1 pseudogene is annotated in these 563 nt (G+C 66.6%); it reads left to right on the forward strand.

Annotated features, from left to right (window positions below):
* Positions 1-563 (forward strand): annotated as a pseudogene (locus JKP78_RS05080) (RHS repeat-associated core domain-containing protein); the annotation flags it as partial.

Raw genomic sequence — 563 nt, forward strand, 5'->3', positions numbered from 1 at the left:
ACCATGGCCGCGGCGCGCATGAGCCTGCGCCCGACCCTGTTCCTGGTGCGCCAGGAGCTGCGCAACAGCGCCAAGATGCTGCTGGGCGATGCGCTGATCCAGGTACTGATCGGCCACCTCAACGCGACCATCGCCGGCACCATCGACGACTTCGTGGCCAAGGCGCAGCCGAAGATCGCCGGCATCCTGGCCGACGCCGGCGCGTTGGGCATAAAGATCACCAGCGAGATCGCCACCGGGCTGGAGAAGGTCGCCCTGGGCCAGCTGGACGCCAAGGGTGACCTGTCGAAGGCGGGCAAACAGGTGTCCGCCGCCGCCGACAAACTGCTCAACGACCCGAAGGCGGCGTTCAGCAACATCTTCGGTGCCGTGCACAACGCCTACAAGGCCGCTGGCAAGGGGCTGGCCAACAGCGCCACGAGCAAACTGCTGCCGGACCAGATCAAGACCAAGGTGCTGGCCAACACCGGGCAACTGCGCGCGCTGGGGCCGGAGATGGCGCGGCAGTTGAACAAGCTGGCGGACCCGGGCACGCAGATGAGCATCGGCTGGATGCTGAATGT

Source organism: Pseudomonas sp. LAM2023, assembly GCF_016620375.1.
Classification (GTDB): Bacteria; Pseudomonadota; Gammaproteobacteria; order Pseudomonadales; family Pseudomonadaceae; genus Aquipseudomonas; species Aquipseudomonas anuradhapurensis.